Source organism: Pseudomonas chlororaphis subsp. chlororaphis, assembly GCF_003945765.1.
GTDB classification, from domain to species: domain Bacteria; phylum Pseudomonadota; class Gammaproteobacteria; order Pseudomonadales; family Pseudomonadaceae; genus Aquipseudomonas; species Aquipseudomonas chlororaphis.
Genome location: NZ_CP027712.1, coordinates 2,226,370 through 2,248,189, shown reverse-complemented (window position 1 = coordinate 2,248,189; position 21,820 = coordinate 2,226,370). Strand labels below are relative to the sequence as shown.

Sequence of the window (21,820 nt, the reverse complement as noted above, 5' to 3'; positions counted from 1 at the left end):
GGGCCTTCATTTGGCGACTCAGCGCTCGATCAAGCGCCTGCATTGCTGCGCATGGATCAATGCTGCAGAGCCGCTTGCTGCGTCCCGTTGATTGGGATGCGTTTGGCTTTCGCCTCTTCCGGGATCACCCGCAACAGGTCGATGCTCAACAGACCATTGCTCAGGCCGGCGGCCTTGATCTCGATGTGATCGGCCAGGCGGAAGGACAGCTTGAACGCACGCTGGGCGATGCCCTGGTGCAGGAAGGTGACGCCTTCGTTCGCGTCACGTTTGCCGCCACTGATGGTCAGCACGCCCTTCTCGACTTGCAGTTCCAGGTCTTCTTCCTGGAACCCGGCGGCGGCCACGACGATGCGGTACTGGTCGTCACCGTGCTTTTCGACGTTGTAGGGCGGATAGGTGCTGCCTGGCTCATTGCGCAGGGCGGTTTCGAACAGGTCGTTGAAACGGTCGAAACCCACCGAGGAACGGAACAGTGGTGCGAGGGAAAATGCAGTACTCATGGTTCAAATCTCCTGAAAACAATCAGCAAGTTTTTTTGTCTCCGCGACCCGAATTCGGCATCGCGTAACCCTTAGATAGGGACCGCCGATTGCATTTCAAGAGACTTTTCGCAGATTTTTTCAGGCCGCCTCGGCCACCGGCAAGCCCAGCAAACGCGAGACTTGATCCGGCTCGGTTTCGCGACGCAGGACGGTGAACAGCTCCACCGCCTCGGGATAATTGCGGGTCAGCATCGCCAGCCACTGCTTCAGGCGACCCGGCGATTGGCGAGCCGTCATCTGCGCCTTGGCTTGCAGCCAGAAGTCCTGGATCAGCGGCATCAGCTCGGCCCAGGTCATCTCGACCACCTCTTCCCCGGCCCGCGCGGCGGCGATTTGCCGGGCCAGGTCCGGACGCGACACCAGGCCACGACCGAGCATGATGTCTTCCACCCCGCTGATTTCGCGGCAGCGGCGCCAGTCTTCGACACTCCAGATATCGCCGTTGGCGAACACCGGCACCTTGACCACGTCCTGCACCCGCGGAATCCACTCCCAGTGCGCCGGCGGCTTGTAGCCGTCGACCTTGGTCCGCGCATGCACCACGATATGTTCCGCGCCGCCTTCGGCCAGCGCCGTGGCGCACACCAGCGAGCCATCCGGGCTATCGAAGCCGAGGCGCATCTTGGCGGTCACCGGGATGTGCGCAGGCACAGCACGCCGCACCTGCTCGACGATCTGGTTGAGCAGCTCCGGCTCCTTGAGCAGCACCGCACCGCCACGGGATTTGTTGACGGTCTTGGCCGGGCAGCCGAAGTTCAGGTCGATGACTTCGGAACCGAGCTCACAGGCCAGCGCGGCGTTTTCCGCCAGGCACACCGGATCGGAACCCAGCAGCTGCACCCGCAGCGGCACGCCGGACGCGGTCCGGGCGCCGTTCAACAACTCGGGGCCGAACTTGTGGAAATAGGCCGGCGTGAGCAACTGATCGTTGACCCGGATGAACTCGGTCACGCACCAGTCGATACCACCGACCCGGGTCAGCACATCCCGCAGGATGTCATCGACCAACCCTTCCATGGGCGCCAAAGCAATTTGCATGAATCACACTCAACGTAAAACGCGGTAAAAAAACGTGCGCCAGTTTACTGGGTTTCGCTGGGAAGCAGGTATTTCAACGGGTGGATGGTTGCGGGTTGGTCTCAGCTCGCCCCTTGCAACGCCGGCCCATAACCCTCGAGAAACTCCGCCGGCATGCGCTTGGGCTTGCCGCTGGACAGCTCGATGCAGACAAAGGTGGTCTGGGCCCGCAGCAAGGTGGTGCCATCGCTCGGACGCACCAGTTGGAAGCGTCGCGACATCTTCAGGCGCTGGTCCCAGTCGACGATCCAGGTCGCCAGCTGCAGCTCGTCGCCTTCATAGGCCGCCGCCAGGTAGTCGATCTCGTGGCGTACCACCGCCATGGCCCGATCCAGGCGGCGGTATTCGCTCAGGTCCAGGCCCAGGCGCTGGGAGTGACGCCAGGCGCAACGCTCCAGCCAAGTGACGTACACCGCGTTGTTGGCATGCCCCAAGCCGTCGATGTCTTCGGCACCTACCTGCAGATCGATGATAAACGGCGTTGCCAGATCCCAGCCCATGCCCCACTCCCGGTCAGATTATTCGACCGGGGCAGTGTAACGGATTGCTCAGGCGGATTGGCGCGCTTGCAGGCTGCGGCCGGCCAACAGCGTCAGCACACCCTCGATCAGCCGCGGATCGGCCAATACGCGCTGATGCCCGCCCTCCTTCAGGCGCAACAAGCGACTGTCGAACCAGGCGTCGTGGATCAATTCGGACTCCTTGACCGGGACAAAGCAATCGTCTTCGGCATGCACGATCAGCCCGGGCATATCCAGCTGGTAGTGCGCGACATCCAGGGCCGCGGCGCGCATGCCGACATCCTGCTCCACCTGGCGGATAAAGGCCGAGCGCGCCTTGGGCGGCAGGCGCACATAACGGGCGAAGCCGCGCAGGACGCCGAGTATCCGCGCCGGGGCGGCGATGCTGACCAGGGTCTCGGTACGCAAGCCCAGCTGCACCGCCAGCATGGCGCTGGCGCCCCCCATGGAATGGCCGATGACCGCGCGCAGCGGCGGTAACTCCGCGGCGGCTTCGAGCATCGCCCGGGCAAACAGCATCACATTGGCCTCGCGACCGGGAGAACGCCCGTGGGCGGGACCGTCCAGAGCCACGACGCTGTAGCCGGCGCCCACCAGCGCATCGATCAGGCTGGCAAATTGCGTGGGGCGGCCTTCCCAACCGTGCATCAACAGCACCGCCGGCCCCTGGCCCCAGCGCAATGCCGAGAGCCCGAAGCGCAGGGTGATGCGCTCCGAACGCGCCAGCAGCGGCAGCTCCCAGTCACGCGGCAGCCGCTCGCGCGGCGTCATGAAGGCCAGCCGCATCTTGCTGGCGACCAGCTTCGGTGCAACCCAGCCCAAGGTGCCGTTAACGCCACGAACCCAACTTAACGTGCTCATCGCTTCTCTCCTCAGGCCAGCGCCTCAGGTCATAGCACCGCCGACTTGGCAGCGCGTAGTAAACGGTCCGACAGCTCACCGGCTCCCAGCGCCCGGGCCAGGGACAAGCCGCCCACCATCAGGGCCAGATCGGCCAGGGCCTTGTCGGTGTCTTCGGGGGTGGTCGCCAACTGAGCCAGCATCAGCTCGATGTGTTCATTCAGGACTTTGCGGAAATCGTCCGGCAGGCGCCCCATTTCACCGACCGACGCGGGGATCGGGCAGGCCTGCTCGGTGGAATCGCGGTGCTTGCGCGACAGATAGAACGCTGCCACCAGCGCTCGCCGCTCCTCGCCGGTCAACGATGCGTCCATATCGGCGATCAGGCCCCGGCGCTGGGCCAGCAATTGACTGAACGCTTCCAGCATCAGGGCGTCCTTGCTTTCGAAATGCGCGTAGAAGCCACCGACCGTCAGGCCCGCAGCACCCATCACTTCGCCCACGCTCGGCTCGGCCGGGCCACGCTGCACCAGCGCGGTGCTGGCGGCCTGGAGAATGCGCTCGCGGGTTTGAGCTTTTTTATCGTTCATCGTTGCCTCCGAATATTACGATAAAAATATTATTCTCATAATAAATTTTCGCAAGTCGTTAGTGTGACCGTCGGTCAGGAGAACAGTGTGGGGAGAAAGGGAGAATTGGCCAAACGCCAGACAAACAAAAGGGCCATTCAATAATTGAATGACCCTTATAAATCCCGCAGAGCGGGTAAACGTGGCGTCCCCTAGGGGACTCGAACCCCTGTTACCGCCGTGAAAGGGCGGTGTCCTAGGCCACTAGACGAAGGGGACACAAACCCTTCTATACAACTGATCAGTGCTGAGAGCTGATCGATTCAAGGCCGGTGTGGCCAGACCTTGAACTGTAAAATTGGTGGAGCTAGACGGGATCGAACCGTCGACCTCTTGCATGCCATGCAAGCGCTCTCCCAGCTGAGCTATAGCCCCAGATTTTTCGCCTCGCGGCGGAGCGACATCTTGCAACATCGCTTCTGTAAAACTGGCGTCCCCTAGGGGACTCGAACCCCTGTTACCGCCGTGAAAGGGCGGTGTCCTAGGCCACTAGACGAAGGGGACGCAAACCCTTCTAACAACTGATCAGCGCTGAGAACTGATCGATTCAAGGCCGGTGTGGCCAGACCTTGAATGTAAATTGGTGGAGCTAGACGGGATCGAACCGTCGACCTCTTGCATGCCATGCAAGCGCTCTCCCAGCTGAGCTATAGCCCCTCGTCGGTGAGGACGGGGCGAATCTTAAGGGCGTATCGGAAGGCTGTCAAATTTTTTTTCAGCTTTTTTTAAAAAAATTTGCCGGCATAACAATCACTTACCGCCCTCCCCCGTAAATCCGGGGCTTTTTCCGACTGTTGTGCCCTCCAGCAACGGTCGCGATCTCACTTCTTGCGCAGGTCCGCGGGAGCCAGCATGCCGGCTCCCGCGAATCAGCAGGCTGAATCAGGCGATCGCGCCCAGCAGCTTTTCCCACTCTTTGTTTTCTTTCTTCGACACGCCACCCAGCAGGTCGATGGCCTGGCGCAGGCGGAAACGGGTCAGGTCCGGGCCCAGAATTTCCATGGCATCGAGCACCGAGACCGAGCTGGCCTGACCGGTGATCGCGGCGAACATCAGCGGCATGGCATCACGCAGCTTCAGCTCCAGGGATTCGACCACGGCCTGGATGGTCGCGGTGATGCTGTCCTTTTCCCACTGGCGCAGGCTTTCCAGCTTCCACAGGATCAGTTGCATCAACTGCCGCACCTGATCGCCCGAAAGCTTCTTCGACTCGAACAGCTTGGCATCCGGGGTCACGCCACCGGCGAAGAAGAACCCGGCCAACGGCGCGATCTGGCTGAAGGTTTCCACCCGGCCTTGCACGTGCGGCGCGATCTTCATCAGGTATTCGGGGTTCAGCGCCCAGGTCTGCACGCGGCTGGCGAACTCTTCCACCGGCAGGTCGCGCAACCACTGGCCATTGAGCCAGGACAGCTTCTCGATATCGAAGATCGGTCCACCCAGGGAGACCCGCGACAGGTCGAAGTTGTCGACCATTTCCTGCAGCGAGAACTTCTCGCGCTCGTCCGGCATCGACCAGCCCATGCGGCCCAGGTAATTAAGCATGGCTTCCGGCATGAAGCCCATGCGCTCGTAGAAGGTCACGGAGGTCGGGTTCTTGCGCTTGGACAGCTTGCTCTTGTCCGGGTTACGCAGCAGCGGCATGTAGCACAGCTGCGGCTGCTCCCAGCCGAAATACTCGTAGAGCAGAATCAGTTTCGGCGCCGAAGGCAGCCATTCTTCGCCACGCAATACGTGGGTGATGCCCATCAGGTGGTCGTCGACCACGTTGGCCAGGAAGTAGGTCGGCAGGCCATCGGTCTTCATCAGCACCTGCATGTCCATGCGATCCCACGGGATCTCGACATCGCCACGCAGCATGTCCGGCACCACGCAGACGCCTTCGCTCGGCACCTTCATGCGGATCACATGCGGTTCACCAGCGGCCAGGCGACGCGCGACCTCTTCCTTGGACAGCAGCAGCGCGCGGCCGTCGTAGCGCGGCGTCTCGCCACGGGCCATCTGCTCGGCGCGCATCTGGTCCAGTTCTTCGGCGGTGCAGAAGCACGGGAAGGCATGGCCCATGTCGACCAACTGCTGGGTGTACTTCTGGTAGATCTCGCTACGTTCGCTCTGCCGGTAAGGGCCGTGCGGGCCACCCACGTCCGGGCCTTCGCTCCAGTTGATGCCCAACCAGCGCAAGGCGTCGAAAATCTGCTGCTCGGACTCGCGGGTCGAACGCAGTTGATCGGTGTCTTCGATGCGCAGGATGAACTCACCGCCATGCTGCTTGGCGAAGCAGTAGTTGAACAAGGCGATGTAAGCGGTACCTACGTGGGGATCCCCGGTAGGCGATGGCGCGATGCGCGTGCGGACGGTGGTCATGGCATGTCTCGGAAAGAATATGAAAAGCGAAGATCAAACAAGAGGCGAATGGTAACAGGCGATGCCGGCCCCGCTCCAGTGAGCAGGGCATTTAAGCCAAGGTTGAGGCTACTCGAGTCGCCCGGGCCGCCGAACCATCGATTGTCCGCCCGTGGCATTTACCACTGGTCGGCCGTATGCCAGATTCGCCCTCTGACAAATTTCCTTACATTTACCTGACCGCAGCCTGCCGCCCCATGCCAGTTCAACTCAAGCGTCGCCTGTTTATTTTCCTGTTCCTGGTCCTGCTGATTGCCCTGGGCTTTCTGGCGCAGTGGTTTTTCCATGGACGCTTTTATGAAAGCACCGATAACGCCTATGTCCAGGGTGAAATCACCCGCGTTTCCAGCCAGCTTGGCGCGCGTATCGACGAGGTGCTGGTGCAGGACAACCAGCACGTCGAAAAAGGCCAGCTGCTGATCAGGCTCGAAGGCGATGATTTCCACCTCGCCGTGGATCGCGCCAACGCCACCCTGGCCACCCGCGAGGCCGAACGCCTGCAAGCCCAGAGCAGACTCACGCAACAGGCCAGCCTGATCGCCGCCGGCGAAGCCCAGGTGGCTTCCAGCCAGGCCAGCCTCGGGCGCTCGCAGATCGACCTGTCCCGCGCGCAAACCCTGCGCAAGCCGGGTTATGTCTCCGAAGAGCGGGTCACCACCCTGTCCGCCGACAACCATATCGCCCGCTCGCAAGTGGCCAAGGCCCAGGCCGACCTGCAAGGCCAGCGCCAGCAGGTCAATGCCCTGAGTGCCGAGATCAAGCGCCTCGACGCGCAGATCGCCAATGCCCGCACCGACCTGGCCCAGGCCGAGCTGAACTTGACCCGCAGCGACATCCACGCCCCCATCAGCGGCCTGATCGGCCAGCGCGCGGCGCGTAACGGCCAGTACGTGCAGGCTGGCGCCTATCTGCTGTCGATCGTGCCGGACCAGGACATCTGGGTTCAGGCCAACTTCAAGGAAACCCAGATCGGCCATATGCAACCGGGGCAAAAGGCCGAGCTGCTGTTCGACGCCTACGGCGACACGCCGATCGAAGCCCGTGTCGACAGCCTGTTCGCCGCCTCGGGTGCGCAGTTCAGCCTGCTGCCGCCGGACAACGCCACCGGCAACTTCACCAAGGTGGTGCAGCGCATTCCGGTGAAACTGACCTTTGCCGCCGACAACCCGCTGCACGGCAAGATCCGCCCGGGCATGTCAGTCACTGTCAAAGTGAATATCCAGCCCCTGAACCCAGCCCCCTCGAACGATGGCCGGTGACCAACTGTTGCGCCCGGTCGGCGAACCGACCCGACGCGACTGGATCGCGGTGATGAGCGTGATGCTCGGCGCCTTCATGGCGGTGCTGGACATCCAGATCACCAACGCCTCGCTCAAGGACATCCAGGGCGCGCTGTCGGCGACCCTCGAAGAAGGCTCGTGGATCTCCACTTCCTACCTGGTGGCGGAGATCATCATGATTCCCCTCACCGCCTGGCTGGTGCAGCTGCTGTCGGCGCGGCGCCTGGCGGTCTGGGTCTCGGCGGGATTCCTGATCGCCTCCCTGCTCTGCTCCATGGCCTGGAGCCTGGAAAGCATGATCGTGTTCCGCGCCCTGCAGGGCTTTACCGGCGGCGCGCTGATCCCGCTGGCGTTCACCCTGACCCTGATCAAGCTCCCCGAGCACCATCGCGCCAAGGGCATGGCCATGTTCGCCATGACCGCCACCTTCGCCCCGTCCATCGGCCCGACCCTGGGTGGCTGGCTCACGGAGCACTGGGGCTGGGAATACATCTTCTATATCAACATCCCGCCCGGCCTGATCATGATCGCCGGCCTGCTCTATGGCCTGGAGAAGAAGGAAGCCCATTGGGAGCTGCTGAAAAGCACCGACTACGCCGGCATTCTCACCCTGGGTGTCGGGCTCGGTTGCCTGCAGGTGTTTCTCGAGGAAGGTCACCGCAAGGATTGGCTGGAATCGAACCTGATCGTCAACCTGGGCAGCATCGCCCTGCTGAGCCTGATCACCTTTGTCATCGTCCAGGTGTCCAAACCCAACCCGCTGATCAACCTGGGCATCCTGCGCAACCGCAACTTCGGCCTGTCGAGCATTTCCAGCCTGGGCATGGGCGTCGGGCTGTACGGTTCCATCTATCTGTTGCCGCTGTACCTGGCGCAGATCCAGAACTACAACGCCTTGCAGATCGGCGAAGTGATCATGTGGATGGGGGTGCCGCAGCTGTTCCTGATTCCGCTGGTGCCGAAGCTGATGCAGTTCATCTCGCCCAAATGGCTGTGCACCCTGGGCTTTGGCCTGTTCGGCCTGGCGAGTTTTTCTTCGGGGGTGCTCAACCCGGACTTCGCCGGGCCGCAGTTCAACCAGATCCAGATCATCCGCGCCCTGGGGCAGCCGTTGATCATGGTCACCATTTCTTTGATCGCCACCGCTTACATCCTGCCGCAGGACGCCGGTTCGGCCTCCAGCCTGTTCAACATCCTGCGCAACTTAGGCGGCGCGATCGGCATCGCCCTGCTCGCGACCCTGCTGGATGCGCGGACCAAGACTTACTTCGACTACCTGCGCGAATCCATAGCGCCGAGCAACCCGCAAGTGGCCGAACGCCTGGCGACCCTGGCCGAGAAGTTCGGCAGCGATACCGCCGCCCTCGGCAAACTCAGCGAAATCACCCACCAGCAGGCGCTGATCATGGCCTACAACGACGCCTTCCATTTTGTCGGGATCGCCCTGGGCGTCAGCATGCTGGCGATTCTGCTGACCAAGGCGTTGCCGGCCGGGATCAAGGCCGGGGAAGCACACTGACTTGCCAGGGTAACCGCTGTAGCCGCTGCCGCAGGCTGCGATAGGTCCGAAGGACCTTCAGCGGTAGTGATACCGCCACGGCCGTACCGGCCGATCGCAGCCTGCGGCAGCGACTACAGGTGAGGCTCAAACCGTCAGCAAACGCTCGCGCAGCTTGCCGATTTCGTCGCGCATCTGCGCCGCAGCTTCGAACTCCAGATCGCGGGCCAACTGGTACATCTTCTCTTCGAGCTGGCGAATGCGCTTGGTGATCTCGCTGGGCGAGCGCAGTTCGTTTTCGTAGCGGGCGTTTTCCTCGGCGGCCTTGGCCATGCCTTTGCGCTTCTTGCTGCGCGAACCGGGCACGGTGGCGCCTTCCATGATGTCGGCGACGTCCTTGAACACGCCTTTGGGGGTGATGCCATTGGCCAGGTTGAAGGCGATCTGCTTGTCGCGACGGCGCTCGGTCTCGCCGATCGCCCGCTCCATGGAGCCGGTGATGCGGTCGGCGTAGAGAATCGCCCGGCCGTTGAGGTTACGCGCGGCACGGCCGATGGTCTGGATCAGCGAGCGCTCGGAGCGCAGGAAACCTTCCTTGTCCGCATCGAGAATCGCCACCAGCGACACTTCCGGCATGTCCAGGCCTTCGCGCAGCAGGTTGATCCCCACCAGCACATCGAAAGTGCCCAGGCGCAGATCGCGGATGATCTCGACCCGCTCCACGGTGTCGATGTCCGAGTGCAGATAACGCACCCGCACACCGTGATCGGCGAGGTAATCGGTCAGGTCCTCAGCCATGCGCTTGGTCAGGGTGGTCACCAGGACCCGCTCTTCCACGGCCACGCGCTTGGTGATTTCCGACAGCAGGTCATCGACCTGGGTCAGCGCCGGACGTACTTCCACCTGCGGGTCGACCAGGCCGGTCGGGCGCACCACCTGCTCGACCACCCGGCCGGCATGCTCGGCTTCATAGTTGCCCGGCGTGGCCGAGACGAAGATGGTCTGCGGGCTGACCCCTTCCCACTCGTCGAAGCGCATCGGCCGGTTGTCCAATGCCGAGGGCAGGCGGAAACCGTACTCCACCAGGGTTTCCTTGCGGGAGCGGTCGCCTTTGTACATGGCGCCGACCTGCGGCACGCTGACGTGGGACTCGTCGATCACCAGCAAGGCGTCCGCCGGCAAATAGTCATACAGGGTCGGCGGCGCCGCCCCGGCAGGCCGCCCGGACAGGTAGCGCGAGTAGTTTTCGATGCCGTTGCAGTAACCCAGCTCGAGGATCATCTCCAGGTCGAAACGGGTGCGCTGCTCCAGGCGCTGGGCTTCCACCAACTTGTTGTTGCTGCGCAGGTACTCCAGGCGTTCCTGCAACTCGACCTTGATCCCCTCGATGGCATCCAGCAGGGTTTCCCGCGGCGTCACGTAGTGGCTCTTGGGATAGAAGGTGAAACGCGGCAGCTTGCGGATCACTTCGCCGGTCAGCGGGTCGAAAGCGGAGATGCTTTCCACCTCGTCATCGAACAGCTCGATGCGGATTGCTTCCAGGTCGGATTCCGCCGGGTAGATATCGATCACATCGCCGCGCACCCGGAAGGTGGCGCGGGCAAAATCCATGTCATTACGGGTGTACTGCAGGTCGGCCAGGCGGCGCAGCAAGGCGCGCTGGTCGAGCTTGTCGCCGCGATCGACGTGCAACACCATCTTCAGATAGGTTTCCGGGCTGCCCAGGCCGTAGATGCACGACACCGTGGTGACGATGATGGCGTCCTTGCGCTCCAGCAGCGCCTTGGTCGCCGACAGGCGCATCTGCTCGATATGGTCGTTGATCGAGGCATCTTTCTCGATAAAGGTGTCGGACGAAGGTACATAGGCTTCCGGCTGGTAGTAGTCGTAGTAGGAAACGAAGTACTCCACCGCGTTGTTCGGGAAGAACGCCTTGAACTCGCCGTACAACTGCGCGGCCAGGGTCTTGTTCGGCGCCAGCACCAGGGTCGGACGCTGTACCTGGGCGATCACGTTGGCGATGCTGAAGGTCTTGCCCGAGCCGGTCACACCGAGCAGCGTCTGGTGCGCCAGCCCGGCCTCGATGCCCTCGACCATCAGCCGGATGGCCTCCGGCTGGTCGCCGGCGGGCTGGAAGCGGGTGACTAGCTGGAATTCAGACATAACGTACCTCTGGGTTCACTCCAGCACGACGCCGCCGCACAGGAACGAGAAAGACCACAAACGACGAGTGTCGCCGGGAAAATACTGGATTGTGCTGGATGTGGAGGCAAATTCCACAGCTTTCAAGGTAAAGCTCCTAAGCCCCTGTACGACTTTGACGTTGCAATAAGACTAACGGTCGAAAAATAAACCGAAAAACTTGCCGGAAAAGCCCTTTCAGCTGTCGCCGCGCGCAGTGATGTGCCTCTATACTAGCTCCCCGTTTGTGCACCGCTCTAGTGCATTCGGCTGGAGCGCGACACGTCCCTCCACACTCCATTCAGAGCCGCCGTAATAATGAGCCTGTTCTCCGCTGTCGAAATGGCACCACGCGATCCTATCCTGGGCCTCAACGAAGCATTCAACGCCGATACCCGTACCAACAAGGTCAACCTGGGGGTCGGTGTTTACTGCAACGAGGAGGGGCGAATTCCACTCCTGCGCGCCGTTGTCGAAGCCGAGACGATCCGCGCCGCTCAACATGCCTCCCGTGGCTACCTGCCAATCGACGGTATCGCCGCCTACGACCAGGCCGTGCAGAAGCTGCTGTTCGGCAACGACTCGCCGCTGCTGGCCGCCGGTCGCGTGGTCACCACCCAGGCCGTCGGCGGTACCGGCGCGCTGAAGATCGGCGCCGACTTCCTCAAGCAGCTGCTGCCTGACGCGGTCGTGGCCATCAGCGACCCAAGCTGGGAGAACCACCGCGCGCTGTTCGAAACCGCCGGTTTCCCGGTGCAGAACTACCGCTACTACGACGCCGCCACCCACGACGTGAACCGCGTCGGCCTGCTGGAAGACCTGAATGCCCTGCCAGCCCAGTCGATCGTGGTCCTGCACGCCTGCTGCCACAACCCGACCGGCGTCGACCTGAGCCCGGAAGACTGGAAAAACGTGCTGCAGGTGATCAAGGCGAAAAACCTGGTGCCGTTCCTCGACATGGCCTACCAGGGCTTCGGTGACGGCATCGCCGAAGACGCCGCCGCCGTGCGCCTGTTCGCCGAGTCGGGCCTGACCTTCTTCGTCTCCAGCTCGTTCTCCAAGTCGTTCTCGCTGTACGGCGAGCGCGTTGGCGCCCTGTCGATCGTCAGCGAATCGAAAGAAGAAAGCGCGCGCGTGCTGTCGCAGGTCAAGCGCGTGATCCGCACCAACTACTCCAACCCGCCGACCCACGGTGCAAGCATCGTCGCCGCCGTGCTCAACAGCCCGGAACTGCGCGCCCAGTGGGAAGCCGAACTGGCCGAAATGCGCCTGCGGATCCGCGGCATGCGCCTGCAGATGGTCGACCTGCTGGCCAAGGGCGCGCCACAGCGCGACTTCAGCTTCGTGGCCCGCCAGCGCGGCATGTTCTCCTACTCCGGCCTGACCGTCGAACAAGTGACGCGCCTGCGCAACGAGTTCGGCATCTACGCCCTGGACACCGGCCGCATCTGCGTGGCCGCGCTGAACCAGAACAACATCGACGTCGTGACCAAGGCCATCATCCAGGTGATCTGAGCCACCCGCGGTGAGTGAAAGGGGGAAGCCTTTGGGCTTCCCCCTTTTTTGTGGGCCGCCCTCGCCGACCCGATGCCCACTAGACTGAATTCAGCTTGCCTTCTTCCCTATCGCTTCCCTATCGAGAACGCCCCATGAGACACGACGACCTGCGAGCCGACCGCGACGAACTGGACCACTTCCCCCGCCCGCAGAAACGCGAAAGGAACCTGGTCCTGCAAATTGCCCTGGGGGTATTTCTCGGTGGCCTGGCGCTGTGGCTGGTGCAACTGGCGGCCACATCGCTGGCCGCGAAATTCATGCTGGGCACCTTCACTTTCGGCGGTTGAGAACGCTCAACCGGCCAGTTCAGCGCTGCGCTGGCTGGCGGCATCATCGAAGGCCACGTACAGCGACTCGGCGACCTGGCTCTTGATGGCCTTGGCGCTTTCCAGCCCGAGGACAAAACCTTCGGCCTTGCCACCCGCGCGGTTCAATTCAGCGGCCGATCCGGCCTGGGTAATGGCATCCCACAGTTTCATGGCCTGGGGACCGACGCCTTTGGGCAGGCTGATCTGCTCGATGCTCATAAAACCTCCTCAAGCAGAGGCGACAGGGCAAGCAGCGTGGCGGGTAAAAACTTGAACAGGGTCATGAGCGTTACCTTTTCGGCTGGAAGCCGGGAGCGCGTGAAACCACTGCCGGGGCGCCATGGTAGACCTGTGCCGCGATTCCGGTAACCGCCAACGGCCAAATAGCCGCGGATTGGCACAATGGCCAGGGTCGACCAGGCTCACTCAAGCGAAAAATTATTTGGGGATACTTGACTTCTCCTTCTTAATCAGTAAGATACGCCGCATTCCGCGATAGCTCAGTTGGTAGAGCAAGTGACTGTTAATCACTGGGTCCCTGGTTCGAGTCCAGGTCGTGGAGCCATCTTCCTACACTGATTGGCCAGCAACACTTCAAGGAGCGCCCTGCTCCTGCGGCGAATCAGTTCAGCGTCACCCTCCCCAAGATCGATTCAGCGCATGCCAGACCGGCATGCGGATACACGTTTGCGCTGCAGCCGATTCCAGCCTGTCTCCGATTGCCTGGCGCCAGCGCCTGAAGTAGGCTGTGCCCCTTCTCACGCCAGCCGTCACGACTCATGTTTTTCCCCGCACAGCCCCATCACAGCTTTCTCTCGATGAGCCCATCGCAGACCTTCGCGGTGTCGCAATCCGACTGCGCGATCAATCGACGCCGCCGCAGCGTGCTGTTCGCCTTCACTTTCTCCCCTCACGCCTGAACCCCACCGTTGCGCCTGAAGCCGGCGCGGACCTGATACAGCTGCGGCTCTCGCTCGCCGCGCACCGCCCCATCCGCCGCTTTGCACCGCAGAACCCCGGCCCGACCTACGCCCGCGTATGCCGAACCGCAACCCTGCCCGAGCAAAAGCGCCGCGCCACAACAAACCGTTTTTAAGCACCCGCCCCATCGGGTGCAGGTGTATTCCATGAATAAAACCCTGTTGGCCGCGCTGATCCTCGGCATCTCGATTGTCGGCCTGAGCATCGGCTCCACCGTACCGGTCATTGCCTTGCGCCTATATCAGGCCGGCGCCTCGAACACCCAGATCGGCATCATGTCGGCCCTTCCCGCCGCCGGCATGATGCTGTCGGCGTTCCTGGTGAACGGGCTATGCCAGAGACTCAGCCGCCGGCAGATCTACCTGCTGTGTTTCAGCCTGTGCGCCCTCAGCATCGGCGCCCTGGAGCTCCCCGGGATCAGCCTGACCGGCCTGGGGCTGTCGCGGATCGTCATGGGCTTCGGCGCCGGGCTGATCATCATCCTGGGAGAAACCTGGGTCAACGAGATGGCCGCGGACGCCGTGCGCGGCCGAGTGATCGCGGTCTACACCACCTGTTTCACCGTGTTCCAGATGATCGGCCCCGGCCTGGTGGCCCTGCTCGGCACCGAGGGGCCGGCGGTGATCGCCACGGTCAGCACCGGTTACCTGCTGGCCATTGCGGTGATCTGGCTGACCCTGCCACGCCAGCGCCCCGTTGCCGGACACGCCACAAACAAAAGCTTCTCGGTGCTGGGCTTTATCCGGGTGGCGCCGGCACTGTGCGTGGGCATCCTGTTCTTCGCCTTCTTCGATACGGTGATTCTCTCGCTGTTTCCGGTCTACGCCGCGACCCACGGCTACGCCATCAAGCTCGCGGCGCTGATGGTCAGCATCATTCTGCTGGGGGATGCGGCGTTCCAGTTTCCTCTGGGCTGGCTGTCGGACAAGGCCGGACGCGCCGCCATCTACCTGGGCTGCGGCGTGGTGTCGTTGGTGATCGGCCTGGGGCTGCCACTGTTGATGAACTACCCGGCGCTGCTCTGGCCGAGCCTGGTGATACTCGGCGCGGCGGCCGGCGGGGTGTACACCCTGGCGATCATCCTGATCGGCCAGGAGTTCAGCGGCCCCGACCTGGTCACGGCCAACGCCAGCGCGGGCTTGTTGTGGGGGATCGGCAGCCTGCTGGGGCCGCTGCTCAGCGGTGCAGCCATGAGCGGTGGCGCCCACGGCCTGCCCTTGACGCTGTCGGCGGCAGCCGCCGTGGTGGTGCTGTTCGCCTTGGCGCTGGTCCGGCAAGGGCTGCCGGAGCGGGTCGCGGAGTAGCTAGCCGGCCAGGACTGGACTGATTGCGTCCAGCCTGGCGATTCAGCCGGCCCTAGACCTTGCTGGTTTCGACCGCGCTCGAGGCATGGGACGACGCCTGATGAGCAGCCGGAGCATGCTCGCCATGGGACGTATCCACCACCGGAATCTCGTTGCCCTCGGCATCGTGCAGCTTGCCGCCGCTGAAATAATCGCCCTCACGCAACGCTGCCAGGTCCTGGTAGCGCAGGGTACGCTCGGACGCCACGGCAAACACCGATTGCTGGTCCGAGTTGCCCAGGGTGAAGTGGTTGAAGGTGAGGTTCAGCACAATGGCCATGATCGCCGAGGAGCTGATGCCGGAATGGAAGATGGTGGCGAACCAGCTTGGGAAATGGTCGTAGAAGTTCGGCGCGGCGATGGGAATCATGCCGAAGCCGATCGAGGTGGCAACGATGATCAGGTTGACGTTGTTACGGTAGTCGACCTTGGACAGGGTCCGGATACCGCTGGCCGCCACGGTGCCGAACAGCACGATACCGGCCCCGCCGAGCACCGAAGTCGGTACGGCGGCAATCACCCGCCCCATGAACGGCAGCAGGCCGAGGATCACCAGGAACACCCCGCCGGTAGCCACCACATAACGGCTCTTGATCCCGGTCACCGCCACCAGCCCGACGTTCTGGGCGAAGGCGCTCTGGGTGAAGGAACCGAAGATCGGCGCGATCATGCTCGACAGCATGTCGGCGCGCAGGCCATTGCCCAGACGCTTGGAGTCGACCTTGGTGTCGATGATCTCACCCACCGCGAGGATGTCGGCCGAGGTTTCCACCAGGGTCACCATGACCACGATGCACATCGACAAGATGGCGGCGAAATGGAAAGTCGGCATGCCGAAATGAAACGGCGTCGGGAAGCCGAACATCGGCCCCTGGGTGACCATGGAGAAATCGGCCATGCCCAGGAACACCGCGATGATCGTGCCCACCACCATGGCCAGCAGGATCGACAGCCGGGAGATGGTCGCGCTACCGATCTTGCTCAGCAGCAACACCAACACCAGGGTGATCGCCGCCAGGCCGATATTGGCCATGCTGCCGAAGTTTTCCGCATGGCTGTTGCCACCCATGGCCCAGCGCGCCGCCACTGGCATCAGGGTCAGGCCGATGGTGGTGATCACGATGCCCGTGACCAGCGGTGGAAAGAACTTGGTGATGCGTGAAAACACCGGAGTGATCAGCAGACCGATCAACGAGGCGGCGATCACCGCCCCGAGAATCGACTGGAAGCCCCCTTCGCCACCGCTGCTGACAATCGCCACCATGGTCGCCACGCCCGAGAAGGACACGCCCTGGACCAGCGGCAGCTGACAGCCGAAAAACGGCAGGCCGAGGGTTTGCAGGAGAGTTGCCAGACCGCCGGCGAACAACGACGCCGCGATCAGCAGACCGATGTCCGCCGGCGCCAGGCCGGCGGCCTGGCCAACGATCAAAGGCACCGCAACGATACCGCCGTACATGGTCAGGACATGTTGCAGGCCGTAAGCCATATTCGCGCCAAGACCCAGGTTTTCATCTTCAGGCCGTTGCGGTGAAACAGAGGGCGTTTTCATGGTTGGGGGGTTCCCTGATTTTTGTTATGGGGCACACTGTATTCAACAGTCGGGACAAATGTCTATAGAGTTGTATACACTTTATTCGACACAGCCCAACCTCATAAAACCGCGATACCCGATAACCCGCCCCCGCCTTTCACCTGCCGAACACTGCGCCAGACACCCTGATAGAATCCCCCGCCTCCAAAGGGCGCCTACCCAGGCACCGCCCTTCGTCTACGCATGGAAGCGCTTGAATGAATCATCTATGGCAAACCTTTATCCTCGCCTATGGCAGCTTCCGCACAGTCATAGTGCTACAGGGCTTCGCAGTTGCAGTATTCAGTGCGTGTTTCGCCGATAGCCTGTGGCAAGGGTTCTGGTTTGCCCTTGGGGCATTCGCCTTGTTCATCAGCGGTGGCCTGCTGTTTGGCTTTCTGCCCATGGCGCTGGTGTTTACCCCGCTGTACGCCCTGCTCTGCGCCAAAGGCCTGGCCAATTGGTTCAGCAGCCTGCTGCTGGGGCTGTCGATCGCCGGTGTACTTTGCCTTCACCCGGCCTTGCGCCTGCTGATGCCGCTCTGGCTGCTGGACAGTGCGTTGATTGCGCTGCTGACTCACTGGACGTATCGCCGCCATCTGAAGGATGGTTATGAGCGGACGCCTTTATGGCGCTGACCCTGAGCTGCCTGGGGGCTTTGCTCAACAAAAGAGTGCTCAGCCTGGAAGGAATCGCCACGCGAACAGATGCCTCTCGATCCTGATCAGCCCTGCGTTATTGATGCTGGCGTCCGGCGCCCAGGCCGCGCCGGTCTGCAGCGACTTCCTGGCTCAGATCGGCAACAAGCCCGCCTTTATCGAGTTCCTCGAATGTCACTCCGAACCCGAGTTGCAGACCAAGCCGCTGCGCGCCACCTATCGCCTGGCGGGGCGTGATGCCCAGGCTGCCGAACGCTACCTGGGCGAGCAGTTCCGGATGCCGCCCCTGCGGCGCTCCTGTTGTGTCTGGGATGCGCCGCCTGGCTTCTACCGTGACCCGCGCAGCCAGTTGGGCTACAGCCTGTTCATGGGGTCGGCGGAAACCTTCGTCGATCGCCGCGAAGCCTGGGGGGATATCGACTATTTCTATCTGACTATCGACCTCGACACCGAGGAACCCTGAAGCCCGGACCGATCAGGCCGGTTGCGGCAGCGCGAGCAATTCGCCAAGGACCTCTCGCAGCCGCGGGTGCTGCGGCACCCGAATGGCGAACTCATTCTGCAACAAGGCAATCAACTCGTCGGGGTCGGTGATCTGCCGGCGCTCGCTGTCCTGGCCCAGGCGATGCACGGCGTAGCTGCCGTTATTCAGGGTCCGGCGCAGGCCTTCGCCCATCAGCGCGACTTTCAGCTGACCGAGAAACGGCGAGTTCTTGTGGGTCGAGACGAACCAGTTACCCATTTCGTAATCCACGGTTTCCTGCCGCTGCAGGTCAAATACATACATCGCCCGCCACTCGCCGGCGACCTTGGCGCGCAGGGTGTAACTGCCATCACGCTGGGTGATGCGATAGGGCTCGTGGGGCGTGGCCTGCTCGTCCTCGGTATCGAGCAGCAGCGGCGCGGTGGGCACCATGCCGCCAAAGCCGACATCCGAGACATAACGCACGCCGTCCAGGGTCAGCAGTACCAGGCGGTGAGCGCGCGCGGACCAGGCATCTTCCGGCCCGCCCATCACCACTCGCCCGGTAATGCCCCGCGTCTCATAGCCCAGGTGCTGCAACAGCACCTGGTACATCTGGTTGAGTTCGTAGCAGTAGCCGCCACGGCCTTCATGCAGGACCTTGTGCTCCACCGAAGCCAGGTCGATCGGCACCGGCACGCGCAACAGGGTCGACAGGCTTTCAAAAGCGAAGGTGCTGGTGTGGCGCAACTGCAACTCGCGCAAGGTCGCCAGGCTCGGCGGCGGCGCGCTGTCGTAGCCGAGCCGTTGCAGGTAAAGCGCGAAGTTCATCAGGTGGGGCTGACTCATGGAGTTGTCCTTATGCATGAGGTGTCGCGTATCGGCGCTATGTATAAGCCATAAAAGCCCCGAACCGACAATTGATTTGGACAATATCCCTGCTCGAAACAGCCCATGAATGGACCTTGCCAAGGCTTAGGTGTCTGCCTGTAATAGACGGCCGAAGCCCACTCCTTCACTGCTGGAAAAAACCTGCCATGAACATACTGGAAGGCCCGCGAATCCTCCTGCGACCGCTGCAACTCTCCGACGCCGACGCCCTGGTCAAGGCCGCCGAGGATGGCCAGTTGTGGAACCTGCCGTTCACCGTGGTGCCGTCCAGCGCGACGGTGGACGACTATCTGCAGATCGCCCTCAGCGGTCGCGACGCCGGTACTGTCCTGCCCTTCGCCACGGTCCTTAAGGCCAGCAACGAGGTAATCGGCTGCACCCGCTTCTGGAAGATCGACCGCAAGAACCGCAAGCTGGAAATCGGCAGCACCTGGATCGCCACGCGCTGGCAGAAAACCTTCGTCAACACCGAAGCCAAGTACCTGATGCTGCGCCACGCCTTCGAGAGGCTCGACTGTGTGCGGGTGCAGTTCACCACCGACGAAATCAATGAAAAGTCGCGTAACGCCATTCTGCGCCTGGGAGCAAAACAGGAAGGCATCGTGCGCCATGAACGGATCATGCCCGATGGCCGCAAGCGCAACTCGGTGCGTTTCAGCATCATCGACGATGAATGGCCTGGCGTGAGGCAACATCTCGAACACAAGCTGGGCTACCTGGATCAGGACTGAGCGCCCAAAGGCACAGGCAACGAGCAATCAGCGATCCGAGCGGGCCAACGGTTGGCTGACGCTCTCGATCGCCACCTGATTGCGTCCGGATTTCTTGGCCTGGTACAGCGCGGCATCGGCGTGCTCGAGGAACGCTTCGATGCTGTCGTGCCCGTTCGGCACGAAGCAGTAGCAACCCAGGCTGAGGGTGACTCGTGCAAAGGGCGAGCCGGTATGCGGGATGTTTTTCTCCATGACGCCGCAGCGAATCTGCTCGGCCATGGCCAGCGCCCCGTGCATCTCGGTATCGGGCAACAGGATCACGAATTCCTCCCCGCCATACCGCACCGCCAGGTCGGCCTTGCGCTGACAGCAATCCCTCAGCACCTGCGCCACCTCGGCCAGGCACTGATCCCCGGCGACATGGCCATAGGTGTCGTTGTAGCGCTTGAAGAAATCGATATCGAGCATGATCAGGCTCAGCGGGCTCGCCTGCCGCCCGCCGCGCCCGAACTCGGTTTCCAGCGCCCGCTCAAGCAGCCGGCGATTGGCCAGGCCGGTCAGGCTGTCATGGGTCGCGATCACCTCCAGCGCTGCCTGTGCGGTCCGCAGGTCGGCCTCGATACGCTCGCCGTTGCGTACCTGGTGCACGAAGACCCAGCCGAACAAGCCGATCCCCAATACCACCAGGGCGACAATGGCGCTGGACTGGTAGGCGCTGGCGTACCAGTCCTTGAGGACCGCATCCTTCGAACTTGCCGCGCTCACCACCAGCGGGTAGGCGTCCAGTTGCCGATAGCCGTAGAGCCGCATCTTTCTGTCGACCAGCGAACGAATCATCGCAGTGCCCGAAGAAGACTCAGGCAAGTACTTGCTGAAAATTTCCCCGCGCGCCAGGGATGCGCCGATCTGCCGCTCCTCCAGCGGACGCCGCGCCAGCAGGGTGCCATCGGACAGGGCGAGGAACATGCTGCCGTTGTCATCGATGTCGAAGCTTTTGAAGAACTGGTCGAAATAGGCCAGCCGGATACCGGCCAGCAGCACGCCTTCGAAATTGCCCTGCTTGTCGTTCAGGCGCCGCGTCAGCGGAATGATCCACTCGCCGTTTTCCCGACTGCGGATCGCGGGCCCGACGTGGGCCAGCAAGGAAGCGTTCTGCTGATGAAAGCGGAAGTAGTCGCGATGGGCCACGCCTGCGCTGCGTGGCAAGCGCTCGAACGAGGTGACCACCCAATGCCCCGCCCGGTCGAACAGGAACAGGCCATGCAGCTGTTTGAGCGCTTGCGCCCTCTGCGCAAAGATCTTCTGCAGGAAAGGCTTCTGCTCAGGGCCATAACCATCCTTCTGAATCCAGTCGGCCAGGCTGGCCAGCACCAGGTCGGCCTCGATGAAGGTGTCCTCGGCCTGTTGCGCCATGGCCCGGGTCAGGTTCGACGAGGCGACCTGCGCCCGCGCCATATCGTAGTGATAGGACTGCGCCAGTTGCAGATAAAGCAGGCCGCACAGGCACAGGCAAACCATCGAAATGAATACCACCGCGGCCTTGAGCAGCAGAAGCCGTTTCAAGGTTCGATCGGAGGCATGGTGAGGATCGTGAATCGGGATAGGCAAAGCATCATCCTGGCAGGGTAAGGCATCCAATGCAGCCGGGCCGGCCAATCCTAAGAGGTAATAGCGGACAGTTCAGGGTGGCGACGTCTGAAAATGTAGAGCATTTTTCTGATGCTCATCAGGGATATATAAAAAACACCCTGTCACAATACAAACATCGGCATCCAGCAGAGGGTCATGAATCGCTGGCCACCCTCCGCCAAGGTAAAGTACCTTCCGAGACTACACTTACCCTCACATCACGATAGGAAGTCGGAATGAGTAAGGTCGATGAACTCGCCGCAAGGCTGAAACAAAAACAGGACAGCTGGGCCAAGGAAGACATCTCGGCAGACAAGGCCATCGAGCTGTGGCCTGCACAGGTCTATGAGATGTACCACCAGGTCGAGACCTGGCTGACTCCACTTTCAGAGGTCGGCCTGAATATCCGGCGCGTCCCCACTCGCGTGTTCGAGAGCCACCCCTCTGGTGCGACCTTCAACTATGCCATCGATCAACTGCTGATCGAGGGCAACCACCAGAGCATCCTCCTCGACCCTATCGCCCGCTTCACCACGGGTGGCGCCGGGCGTGTCGAAATCCACGGCAAAGGCCCTGAACGCTACCTGCTGCGCAACGGCAGCGAACATGGAGAGGGGCACTGGCTGATCCAGACGGTTCCCGGCTCCGGTAAATCCAGGCCGGACCCGCTCGAACTCAACGAAGACACCTTGTTGTCCGTGATCCAGGAAGGCCTGGACCTCTGAACCC

20 protein-coding genes and 5 tRNA genes are annotated in these 21,820 nt (G+C 62.3%); 10 read left to right on the top strand and 15 right to left on the bottom strand.

Translation table 11 applies throughout. The features are described 5' to 3' along the window. Positions 1-56: 56 nt before the first annotated feature. From C4K27_RS10265 to gltX, 10 genes are all read right to left on the bottom strand, one after another. Positions 57-503, bottom strand: coding sequence for an Hsp20 family protein (locus tag C4K27_RS10265; RefSeq protein ID WP_009043021.1), 447 nt, complete (start codon positions 501-503; stop codon positions 57-59). Between the two features lie 120 nt (positions 504-623). Continuing rightward, entirely contained in the window at positions 624-1,583 is a 960-nt protein-coding gene (locus C4K27_RS10260; RefSeq protein WP_053260332.1) for a tRNA dihydrouridine synthase, read from the bottom strand. 101 nt (positions 1,584-1,684) lie between these two features. After that, on the bottom strand, positions 1,685-2,122 hold the full coding sequence (locus tag C4K27_RS10255; RefSeq protein WP_009048091.1) for an acyl-CoA thioesterase: 438 nt from the start codon (positions 2,120-2,122) through the stop codon (positions 1,685-1,687). 48 nt (positions 2,123-2,170) lie between these two features. Beyond that, positions 2,171-3,004: an alpha/beta fold hydrolase gene (locus tag C4K27_RS10250; protein WP_053260331.1), complete on the bottom strand. Its 834-nt coding sequence runs from the start codon at positions 3,002-3,004 to the stop codon at positions 2,171-2,173. A 29-nt stretch (positions 3,005-3,033) separates the two neighbouring features. Continuing rightward, positions 3,034-3,573 (bottom strand): TetR/AcrR family transcriptional regulator, encoded by a 540-nt coding sequence (locus C4K27_RS10245; RefSeq protein WP_007922012.1) that lies wholly within the window; start codon positions 3,571-3,573, stop codon positions 3,034-3,036. Positions 3,574-3,755: 182 nt separating this feature from the next. After that, positions 3,756-3,831 (bottom strand) — tRNA-Glu (locus tag C4K27_RS10240). 80 nt (positions 3,832-3,911) lie between these two features. Then, a tRNA-Ala gene (locus C4K27_RS10235) sits at positions 3,912-3,987 on the bottom strand. A gap of 53 nt (positions 3,988-4,040) precedes the next feature. Then, positions 4,041-4,116 (bottom strand) — tRNA-Glu (locus C4K27_RS10230). A 77-nt stretch (positions 4,117-4,193) separates the two neighbouring features. Further along, positions 4,194-4,269 (bottom strand) — tRNA-Ala (locus tag C4K27_RS10225). Positions 4,270-4,494: 225 nt separating this feature from the next. Next, positions 4,495-5,976: a glutamate--tRNA ligase gene (gltX, locus tag C4K27_RS10220; protein WP_007922014.1), complete on the bottom strand. Its 1,482-nt coding sequence runs from the start codon at positions 5,974-5,976 to the stop codon at positions 4,495-4,497. Between the two features lie 236 nt (positions 5,977-6,212). Between gltX and C4K27_RS10215 the strand changes: the two genes are divergently transcribed. Further along, entirely contained in the window at positions 6,213-7,274 is a 1,062-nt protein-coding gene (locus tag C4K27_RS10215; RefSeq protein ID WP_053260330.1) for an HlyD family secretion protein, read from the top strand. A 49-nt stretch (positions 7,275-7,323) separates the two neighbouring features. Next, entirely contained in the window at positions 7,324-8,814 is a 1,491-nt protein-coding gene (locus tag C4K27_RS10210) for an MDR family MFS transporter (protein WP_173613341.1), read from the top strand. A 126-nt stretch (positions 8,815-8,940) separates the two neighbouring features. Here C4K27_RS10210 and uvrB read toward each other — a convergent pair whose 3' ends face one another. Beyond that, positions 8,941-10,956, bottom strand: a complete 2,016-nt coding sequence (uvrB, locus tag C4K27_RS10205; protein WP_007923725.1) for an excinuclease ABC subunit UvrB — start codon at positions 10,954-10,956, stop codon at positions 8,941-8,943. A gap of 336 nt (positions 10,957-11,292) precedes the next feature. Between uvrB and C4K27_RS10200 the strand changes: the two genes are divergently transcribed. Continuing rightward, complete coding sequence (locus C4K27_RS10200) at positions 11,293-12,489, top strand: amino acid aminotransferase (RefSeq protein WP_007923727.1); 1,197 nt, start codon at positions 11,293-11,295, stop codon at positions 12,487-12,489. A gap of 134 nt (positions 12,490-12,623) precedes the next feature. Next, positions 12,624-12,818, top strand: a complete 195-nt coding sequence (locus tag C4K27_RS10195; RefSeq protein WP_007923732.1) for a hypothetical protein — start codon at positions 12,624-12,626, stop codon at positions 12,816-12,818. A 6-nt stretch (positions 12,819-12,824) separates the two neighbouring features. Here the strand turns inward: C4K27_RS10195 and C4K27_RS10190 are convergent, their stop codons facing one another. Then, positions 12,825-13,058, bottom strand: coding sequence for a hypothetical protein (locus C4K27_RS10190; protein ID WP_007923734.1), 234 nt, complete (start codon positions 13,056-13,058; stop codon positions 12,825-12,827). Positions 13,059-13,328: 270 nt separating this feature from the next. Here C4K27_RS10190 and C4K27_RS10185 point away from each other — a divergent pair. After that, a tRNA-Asn gene (locus C4K27_RS10185) sits at positions 13,329-13,404 on the top strand. Positions 13,405-13,966: 562 nt separating this feature from the next. Beyond that, positions 13,967-15,124 (top strand): MFS transporter, encoded by a 1,158-nt coding sequence (locus tag C4K27_RS10180; RefSeq protein WP_053260328.1) that lies wholly within the window; start codon positions 13,967-13,969, stop codon positions 15,122-15,124. 52 nt (positions 15,125-15,176) lie between these two features. On the opposite strand, the gene C4K27_RS10175 is transcribed toward C4K27_RS10180, so the two are convergent. Next, positions 15,177-16,715 carry a nucleobase:cation symporter-2 family protein gene (locus C4K27_RS10175; RefSeq protein WP_053260327.1) on the bottom strand — a complete coding sequence of 513 codons (1,539 nt, stop codon included), beginning with the start codon at positions 16,713-16,715 and terminating at the stop codon, positions 15,177-15,179. 239 nt (positions 16,716-16,954) lie between these two features. Here C4K27_RS10175 and C4K27_RS10170 point away from each other — a divergent pair, with 239 nt between their 5' ends. Beyond that, a complete protein-coding gene (locus tag C4K27_RS10170; RefSeq protein WP_053260326.1) occupies positions 16,955-17,374 on the top strand; it encodes a hypothetical protein in 420 nt (139 codons plus the stop codon). A gap of 103 nt (positions 17,375-17,477) precedes the next feature. Continuing rightward, positions 17,478-17,858 (top strand): DUF4952 domain-containing protein, encoded by a 381-nt coding sequence (locus C4K27_RS10165; RefSeq protein ID WP_053260325.1) that lies wholly within the window; start codon positions 17,478-17,480, stop codon positions 17,856-17,858. 12 nt (positions 17,859-17,870) lie between these two features. Here C4K27_RS10165 and C4K27_RS10160 read toward each other — a convergent pair whose 3' ends face one another. Further along, positions 17,871-18,707 carry an arylamine N-acetyltransferase family protein gene (locus C4K27_RS10160; protein ID WP_053260324.1) on the bottom strand — a complete coding sequence of 279 codons (837 nt, stop codon included), beginning with the start codon at positions 18,705-18,707 and terminating at the stop codon, positions 17,871-17,873. Between the two features lie 188 nt (positions 18,708-18,895). Here C4K27_RS10160 and C4K27_RS10155 point away from each other — a divergent pair, with 188 nt between their 5' ends. Next, positions 18,896-19,480 carry a GNAT family N-acetyltransferase gene (locus C4K27_RS10155; protein ID WP_053260323.1) on the top strand — a complete coding sequence of 195 codons (585 nt, stop codon included), beginning with the start codon at positions 18,896-18,898 and terminating at the stop codon, positions 19,478-19,480. A 27-nt stretch (positions 19,481-19,507) separates the two neighbouring features. Here C4K27_RS10155 and C4K27_RS10150 read toward each other — a convergent pair whose 3' ends face one another. Next, positions 19,508-21,070 carry a sensor domain-containing diguanylate cyclase gene (locus tag C4K27_RS10150; RefSeq protein WP_053260322.1) on the bottom strand — a complete coding sequence of 521 codons (1,563 nt, stop codon included), beginning with the start codon at positions 21,068-21,070 and terminating at the stop codon, positions 19,508-19,510. 257 nt (positions 21,071-21,327) lie between these two features. On the opposite strand from C4K27_RS10150, the gene C4K27_RS10145 reads away from it, so the two are divergent. Beyond that, a complete protein-coding gene (locus tag C4K27_RS10145; protein WP_009043006.1) occupies positions 21,328-21,816 on the top strand; it encodes a hypothetical protein in 489 nt (162 codons plus the stop codon). Positions 21,817-21,820 lie beyond the last annotated feature (4 nt).

Excerpts from the sequence above, each read along its gene's own strand:
- C4K27_RS10195 (WP_007923732.1), top strand. The coding sequence starts at position 12,624 with ATGAGACACGACGACCTGCGAGCCGACCGCGACGAACTGGACCACTTC.
- C4K27_RS10215 (WP_053260330.1), top strand. The coding sequence starts at position 6,213 with ATGCCAGTTCAACTCAAGCGTCGCCTGTTTATTTTCCTGTTCCTGGTC.
- C4K27_RS10265 (WP_009043021.1), bottom strand. The coding sequence starts at position 503 with ATGAGTACTGCATTTTCCCTCGCACCACTGTTCCGTTCCTCGGTGGGT.
- C4K27_RS10190 (WP_007923734.1), bottom strand. The coding sequence starts at position 13,058 with ATGAGCATCGAGCAGATCAGCCTGCCCAAAGGCGTCGGTCCCCAGGCC.
- C4K27_RS10170 (WP_053260326.1), top strand. The coding sequence starts at position 16,955 with ATGAATCATCTATGGCAAACCTTTATCCTCGCCTATGGCAGCTTCCGC.
- C4K27_RS10165 (WP_053260325.1), top strand. The coding sequence starts at position 17,478 with ATGCTGGCGTCCGGCGCCCAGGCCGCGCCGGTCTGCAGCGACTTCCTG.
- uvrB (WP_007923725.1), bottom strand. The coding sequence starts at position 10,956 with ATGTCTGAATTCCAGCTAGTCACCCGCTTCCAGCCCGCCGGCGACCAG.
- C4K27_RS10145 (WP_009043006.1), top strand. The coding sequence starts at position 21,328 with ATGAGTAAGGTCGATGAACTCGCCGCAAGGCTGAAACAAAAACAGGAC.
- C4K27_RS10200 (WP_007923727.1), top strand. The coding sequence starts at position 11,293 with ATGAGCCTGTTCTCCGCTGTCGAAATGGCACCACGCGATCCTATCCTG.
- C4K27_RS10260 (WP_053260332.1), bottom strand. The coding sequence starts at position 1,583 with ATGCAAATTGCTTTGGCGCCCATGGAAGGGTTGGTCGATGACATCCTG.
- C4K27_RS10255 (WP_009048091.1), bottom strand. The coding sequence starts at position 2,122 with ATGGGCTGGGATCTGGCAACGCCGTTTATCATCGATCTGCAGGTAGGT.
- C4K27_RS10175 (WP_053260327.1), bottom strand. The coding sequence starts at position 16,715 with ATGAAAACGCCCTCTGTTTCACCGCAACGGCCTGAAGATGAAAACCTG.
- C4K27_RS10250 (WP_053260331.1), bottom strand. The coding sequence starts at position 3,004 with ATGAGCACGTTAAGTTGGGTTCGTGGCGTTAACGGCACCTTGGGCTGG.
- C4K27_RS10245 (WP_007922012.1), bottom strand. The coding sequence starts at position 3,573 with ATGAACGATAAAAAAGCTCAAACCCGCGAGCGCATTCTCCAGGCCGCC.
- C4K27_RS10160 (WP_053260324.1), bottom strand. The coding sequence starts at position 18,707 with ATGAGTCAGCCCCACCTGATGAACTTCGCGCTTTACCTGCAACGGCTC.
- C4K27_RS10180 (WP_053260328.1), top strand. The coding sequence starts at position 13,967 with ATGAATAAAACCCTGTTGGCCGCGCTGATCCTCGGCATCTCGATTGTC.
- C4K27_RS10155 (WP_053260323.1), top strand. The coding sequence starts at position 18,896 with ATGAACATACTGGAAGGCCCGCGAATCCTCCTGCGACCGCTGCAACTC.
- gltX (WP_007922014.1), bottom strand. The coding sequence starts at position 5,976 with ATGACCACCGTCCGCACGCGCATCGCGCCATCGCCTACCGGGGATCCC.